At 68.8% G+C, this 5,834-nt stretch carries 7 protein-coding genes; 1 reads left to right on the top strand and 6 read right to left on the bottom strand.

Features of this window, described 5'->3' with window-relative positions; translation table 11 throughout:
- Together P3W85_RS41415 and P3W85_RS41410 are read right to left on the bottom strand one after the other, a co-directional pair.
- Positions 1–570: Tar ligand binding domain-containing protein (locus tag P3W85_RS41415; RefSeq protein WP_276269088.1), on the bottom strand; the 570-nt coding region annotated here is incomplete at its 3' end.
- 174 nt (positions 571–744) lie between these two features.
- Entirely contained in the window at positions 745–1,677 is a 933-nt protein-coding gene (locus P3W85_RS41410; protein WP_430869713.1) for a LysR family transcriptional regulator, read from the bottom strand.
- Positions 1,678–1,813: 136 nt separating this feature from the next.
- On the opposite strand from P3W85_RS41410, the gene tam reads away from it, so the two are divergent.
- A complete protein-coding gene (gene tam, locus P3W85_RS41405) occupies positions 1,814–2,584 on the top strand; it encodes a trans-aconitate 2-methyltransferase (protein WP_276269086.1) in 771 nt (256 codons plus the stop codon).
- Positions 2,585–2,620: 36 nt separating this feature from the next.
- Here tam and P3W85_RS41400 read toward each other — a convergent pair whose 3' ends face one another.
- From P3W85_RS41400 to P3W85_RS41385, 4 genes are all read right to left on the bottom strand, one after another.
- Positions 2,621–2,962: a zinc ribbon domain-containing protein YjdM gene (locus tag P3W85_RS41400; protein WP_017230832.1), complete on the bottom strand. Its 342-nt coding sequence runs from the start codon at positions 2,960–2,962 to the stop codon at positions 2,621–2,623.
- 65 nt (positions 2,963–3,027) lie between these two features.
- On the bottom strand, positions 3,028–4,452 hold the full coding sequence (locus P3W85_RS41395; protein WP_276269085.1) for an MFS transporter: 1,425 nt from the start codon (positions 4,450–4,452) through the stop codon (positions 3,028–3,030).
- 181 nt (positions 4,453–4,633) lie between these two features.
- Positions 4,634–5,251 carry a MarR family winged helix-turn-helix transcriptional regulator gene (locus tag P3W85_RS41390; protein ID WP_276269084.1) on the bottom strand — a complete coding sequence of 206 codons (618 nt, stop codon included), beginning with the start codon at positions 5,249–5,251 and terminating at the stop codon, positions 4,634–4,636.
- A 154-nt stretch (positions 5,252–5,405) separates the two neighbouring features.
- Positions 5,406–5,834 (bottom strand): OmpA family protein (locus P3W85_RS41385; RefSeq protein ID WP_276269083.1); only part of this gene is annotated, 429 nt, incomplete at its 5' end.

The raw sequence follows: 5,834 nt of genomic DNA, 5'->3' as shown, positions 1-5,834 counted from the left end.
GGTGATCAGCCTGAAGCTTTCAAAGGACGATAGGGCCGACTCGTAATTGGCCTTGGCAAGCGACGTCTGGAATTTGCTCAGGGTTTCGCCACTGGCCTGCAAGGCAGCGTAGAACGGGGTTTGCCCGACGCCCGCTTCGATGATTTTCTGGTGATCTCCCGACCTGACCGCCGCGGCAAAGGCATTGAGTGCGTCGTACAGCGCCTTGCGCTTGGCGCTGACATCCTGGGCCAGCCGCTCTTCCTCGGCATCGCGCGGCAGCGACAGGTAGCGCTGCCATGCCGAGTCGGACTGGGCCATGAATTTTTCGATCCGCGTCAGCAACTCCGCCGCGTGGGGGGACTGCGGATCCAGGCCTGCGCTGAACAGGGACGTTCTGACGCGCCCTAGCCAGATATCGGCCTCGGCGATGGCGATGGCGCTTGGCAGCTGGTTGGCGTATGTGGCCTGGTTTGCCGCATTGCTGCGGGTCATGCCGAGCAGGCCCAGTATTCCTACGACAAGCAGCAGGACGGAGAGCACGCACATGGCGATGGCGAGCCGTGTCTTGATGGTCAGGTTGGAAAGCATCTTCGATCCATAAATTGAGGGGAATCTCAATACCCGTTTACGGCAAAATGGCATGAAGATGAAGCGGGAGTATGAATTCGAGGCAATCGCCGCGTTGCGCAACGATAGGGCGATAGAGGCCGGCATGCGCCCCGCGCGCGCTTGAGCCTGCCCCCCCAGACGATCATGCCGAGATCATGGCTTTACGCTTGCCATGGTCTTCGCTGGCACCATCTCGCGTACCAGCGTGCGCAAGCGCACGACGGCCGCTGGCAGGTGCGCCTGGCGCATCGCCAGGTGCAGGGGCGCGGTCAGGGATGGGGTGTCCGCCAGCGCGCGATAGGCGATGTCGTCGCCACCCAGCCGGCGCATGGACGCAGGCACCACGGAGACGCCGAGTCCGGCCGCCACCAGGCTGAGCGTGGCGGGCAGGCGTGGCGCTTCCTGCGCCACCAGCGGACTGAATCCCGCTGCGCGGCAGGCGGTCAGGATGGCGTCATACAGCCCCGGGCTCGCCGGACGGCGGTACAGGATGAACGGTTCGCGCGCCAGTGCGGACAGCGGCAATGGGGCGTCGGCATCGGCCGCCAGCGCATGGCCGGCCGGCAGCGCGGCCAGCATCGGTTCCTCCAGCACGGCATCGAGCAGCAGGCCGGCGGTGCTGCCGACCGGCGAGCGCACGAAGGCCGCGTCGAGCCGCTCATGCAGGATCGCATCCACCAGTTCGCTGGTGCCGGCTTCCTCCAGGGTCACGGCAACGCCCGGCACGCTTTCGCGAAACCTGCGCAGCACCGCGGGGACGAAGGGATGCAGGGCGGCGGAACTGGTGAATCCGACCATCAGCCGCCCTTGCTCCCCGGCCGCGGCGCGGCGCACCACCTCGGCCACGCCATCGGCGCGCGCCAGTACCGCGCGCGCCTCTTCCAGCAAGGCCAGGCCGGCTTCGGTGGGCCGCACGCCGCGCGGCAGGCGCCGCATCAGCAATACCCCCAGCTCGGCCTCCAGGCCGCGCAACAGGCGCGTGAGCGGCGGCTGCTGCATGCCGAGCCGTTCGGCGGCACGGGTGACGTGGCCTTCCTCGGCCAGCGCGACGAACGCGCGCAACCGGCGTAGCTCGATCATTGCCATACTCTCTGGGTATTGAAATCGTTCCAAATATGCATTGAAAATCATAGCAACCCGGGCCTATCCTGACGGCGTGAATCTCCGGGGACGGCAGCGCGAACGGCCCCGGCACCAGAACCGAACCCGCAAAGGAGCAGCAATGACTTGGTCAGCCAGGCAATACGTGAAATTCGAGAACGAACGTACCAGGCCGGTGCGTGACCTGCTTGCCGCCGTGCCGGGGCGCGAGCCGCGTATTGCGGTGGACATCGGCTGCGGTCCGGGCAATTCGACCGAGGTGCTGGCGCAGACCTTTCCCGGCGCCAGCGTGAGCGGCCTGGACAGCTCGCCCGACATGATCGAGGCCGCGCGCAAGCGGCTGCCGGGTTTGAAGTTCGAAGTCACCGGCATTGAAAGCTGGTACGAGCCGGGCCCATACGATCTGATCCTGGCCAATGCCGTGCTGCAATGGCTGCCGGACCATGGCCGCCTGCTGCCCGCGCTGGCCGCCAAGCTGGCTCCGGGCGGCAGCCTTGCCATCCAGGTGCCGGACACGCTCGACACGCCCGCCCATCGCCTGATGCGCGAAGTCGCCGCCGACGGGCCGTGGGCCGGCAAGCTGGCCGACGCCGCGCAGGCGCGTACCGCGCTGCCCGGCGCGGCCTGGTATTACGAGCTGCTGCGCGCCCACTGCGCCACGGTCGACGTGTGGCGCACCACCTACCACCACGCGCTGGCCGGCGGTCCTGCCGCGATCGTGGAGTGGTTCCAGGGCACCGGCCTGCGGCCCTTCCTGGATCCGCTGGACGAGGCCGGGCGGGCGGCCTACCTGGAGCGCTATACGGCGGCTGTGGCGCGCGCCTATCCGCCGATGGCGGACGGAACGGTGTTGCTGCCGTTCCCGCGGTTTTTCATCGTGGCCACACGCTGAGGTCGCATGGCGGCGGGGCCGGGCACGCGCGGCCGGTCAGGCCTTGCGCAGGTAGCAGGCCTTGAGCATGAAGCTGCCGGCGTCCATCTTGCAATCGACCTCATGGTCGCCGCCCACCAGGCGGATGCTCTTGACCTTGGTGCCCATCTTCAAGGTGATGGACGAGCCCTTGACCTTCAGGTCCTTGACCAGCACCACGGCGTCGCCATCGTTCAGCACATTGCCGTTGGCATCCTTCACGACCGCGTCCGCATTGTCGTCCGCCGGCGCGGCGGCCGCCATCGCCCATTCGTGGCCGCAGTCGGCGCAGACGAAGTTGTCGCCATCGGGGTAGGTGTTCTCCATGGCGCATTGGGGGCAGGCTGGGACGGTGGACATGGCGGTTTCCAGGTGAATGAGGCTTGAGGGGGCTAGAGTATAACGGCCTGCGCACAGGCTGCGGGTCAGTGCGCTCCGCCGGTGATCCTGCGCGCAACTACCGCCGCCAGCGCCGGGGCCATGGCAAAGCTGGCGAACAGCCAGGCCGCGGCCGATTGCGCGCCCGCCGTACCGCCCGGGCTGGTAATCCCCGCCGCGTTCGCCACCAGTCCCGCCACCGCCGCGCCGATCGCCATACCGTAGAGCTGAACCGTCGTGATCGCAGCCGAAGCCGTCCCGCCCTCGCCCGATGGCGCCAGCGTCAGCACCTGCGTCAGCAGGTGCGGCCAGCCGATGCCCACGCCCGCCCCCGCGCCCGCCAGCGCCAGGCCGCAGAGCAGCGTGCGCGTGTCCGGCGCCAGGCCGGCGCCAGCGGGCATCAGTACCGCCAGCACGAGCAGGCTGGCGGCGCAGAGCATCGGACCTGCGCGCAGCAGGCGTGCCGCCCCGGCGCCGCCGTGCCCGGACGACAGCAGAGAACCCAGGCTCCAGCCACCCGCCATCGCGGCCGTGAGGTAGCCTGCGGCCAGGGGGGTATGGCCATGCAGCGTCTGGAGGAAGTAGGGGACGAAGATCTCCGTGGTGGTGCCGACCAGGAGCAAGGCCACGCTCGCATAAGCGGCGCCAAGCGGCGTGCCCGGGGCGGTTGCGCCGGCAGGCAGCAAGCGCAGCGAAGCACGCCGGTCGTAGGCAATGGCTGCCGCGCCCAGGGCGATCCCGGCAGCCACGCCGGCACCCTGCCAGGCCAGCGCCGCCGACAGGCTGCCTGCCGCAACGGCCAGGACGGAAGCCGCCAGCAGCGCAATCTGCGGGACTGGCGTGCGCGGCGCGGCGCCGGCAGGTGATGCGGATGCCGAGGCGGGCCGCAGTTGCGCCGCCACCAGCAAACCCTGCAGAAGAGCAATGGGCAGCAAGGTCCAGAAGGCCCAGCGCCAATGCCCGGCCTGCGCGAAGAGGCCACCCACGGCCGGCCCGCAGAGCGTGGCCACGCCCCACATGCCCGATACCAGCGCCACGGCGCGCGGCCACAGCGGCGGGGCGAACACGACCCGGATCAGCGCATAGCTCAGCGCCGCCAGCGTGCCGCCGCCCAGGCCCTGCACGCTCCGGCTGGCCAGCATCCAGGGCATGGACATCGCCAGGGCGCAGCCGGCCGAACCCAGCGCGAACACGGCGAGCGCCGCCATGCAGGCGCCGCGCGGCCCCAGCAAAGCCAGCAGCCGTACGGACACTGCCGCGCCGACGATGGAGGCCACGACAAAGAGCGTGGTGTTCCAGGCGTACCAGTCCAGCCCGCCAATGTCCCGCACCACCGACGGCAACACGGTGGTGACGATGTGCACGTTGATCGCGTGCAGCGCCACGCCGCCCGTCAGGGCCAGGGCCAGCAGGCCGTTCCTGCCGCGCAGCAGATCGCCCCAGCTCGCGGTGAATGAGGGTTCACGGGGCATCGGGGTGTCTCGCAAGATCTGTCATCGTTGTCACCTTAATATGCAAGTAATGACTTGGATATTAAGGTGACGCGAGGGATTAGGCAAGATAATGCTTTGAAAATATGGTCTTTCGATCCGTGCGTGCGAGCGCTGCGGACGGCAGCGCGGGCGATGTGCCCGCTCCGGGGAGCCGCGGCTGTCAGGTGCGCGATGCCGCTTCGGCGGGCTTGCCAGCCAGCGTTTCTCCGCCTTCCGGCAATGGCGGGCTTCGCCTGCCGCCACGCCACCGGTCCGCCCGTGGCAGGCCGCCGCGTGCCGCCATCTGCTGGGCGCGTTGCTGCAAGCGCGCCAGCATGCCGTCGAGCTGCGTGGCTTCCGCCTCGTCCAGCGTATCCAGCAAATCAAGGTTGACGCGTGCGGTCAGCGGGAAGACTTCCGCGTACAGCGCCTCGCCCGCGGCGGTGAGGGCCAGCGTGACCTGGCGCGCGTCGCCGGCGCGCGCCACCCGGCTGACTAGCTTCTTGCCTACCAGCGACGTGATCGCACGCGAGGCGCGGGGCCGGTCGAGATGGGCCAGCCGCGCAAGTGCCGAAGAACCGATCGATGCCTGCGCGCCGTGCGCGCCCAGCAGGGCCAGCAAGCGCCATTCGCGGCGGGTGATGCCAAACTGGCCTTCGCAATAACGGATCACGATGCCACCGGCATCCGCTAGCACGCACCCCAGACGGTAGAGCAGGAGGTCTTCGATGCATTGCGGCTGGTTCAGGCGATTGGTGGGCGGCATGGTTGCTGTCGGGTTCTCGGTTAACGTCTGCATTTTGCACCTGCATCTTGCGGGCGCAAGCGAAACGCAGGGCGTTCCGAGCGCGCGGTACAGGTGCCCCGGCGATAGCGCGGCTGCGATGCCAGCTCAGATCTGCGGCGCCGTGCCTGGCGGTGCAGGCTTTGCCGTACGATCACCCGGCGGTGGACTACTCCACCGTGACGATAATGGATACCCGCCGGTTCTGCGCACGGCCCTCCGGGCTGCGATTGTCGGCCACGGGCCTGCTGTCGCCCAGTCCCCGCACCTGCATGTCGAGGCGCGGGAAGCCCGCTGATTCCAGCACCTTCGCCACGGCCTGCGCACGGCGCAGGGACAACTGCTGGTTGTGCTCGGCCGCGCCGGCGTTGTCGGTATGACCGTCCAGCCGGAGCCGCCCAATGCCTGCCGCGACCAGGGCATGCCCGAGCCGCTGCACGGCCTGCATCCGTTCGCTGCTGACGACATCCTCGTCGTGATTGAACAGGACTCTCTCGGAGAGACCCAACTCCCAGCCGTTCGCCGTCAGTTCGAAACCCTGCTGCTTCAATACCTCGACCTGCGCGGCGGTGGGGCTCCCGGCGGGCGTGGTCTGGCA

The organism is Cupriavidus basilensis (genome assembly GCF_029335485.1).
Classification (GTDB): domain Bacteria; phylum Pseudomonadota; class Gammaproteobacteria; order Burkholderiales; family Burkholderiaceae; genus Cupriavidus; species Cupriavidus basilensis_E.
The sequence above is the reverse complement of the archived record's forward strand: the minus strand, read 5'-3'. Positions and strand labels throughout refer to the sequence as shown.

Excerpts from the sequence above, each read along its gene's own strand:
- P3W85_RS41410 (WP_430869713.1), bottom strand. The coding sequence starts at position 1,677 with ATGGCAATGATCGAGCTACGCCGGTTGCGCGCGTTCGTCGCGCTGGCC.
- tam (WP_276269086.1), top strand. The coding sequence starts at position 1,814 with ATGACTTGGTCAGCCAGGCAATACGTGAAATTCGAGAACGAACGTACC.
- P3W85_RS41390 (WP_276269084.1), bottom strand. The coding sequence starts at position 5,251 with ATGCAGACGTTAACCGAGAACCCGACAGCAACCATGCCGCCCACCAAT.
- P3W85_RS41395 (WP_276269085.1), bottom strand. The coding sequence starts at position 4,452 with ATGCCCCGTGAACCCTCATTCACCGCGAGCTGGGGCGATCTGCTGCGC.
- P3W85_RS41400 (WP_017230832.1), bottom strand. The coding sequence starts at position 2,962 with ATGTCCACCGTCCCAGCCTGCCCCCAATGCGCCATGGAGAACACCTAC.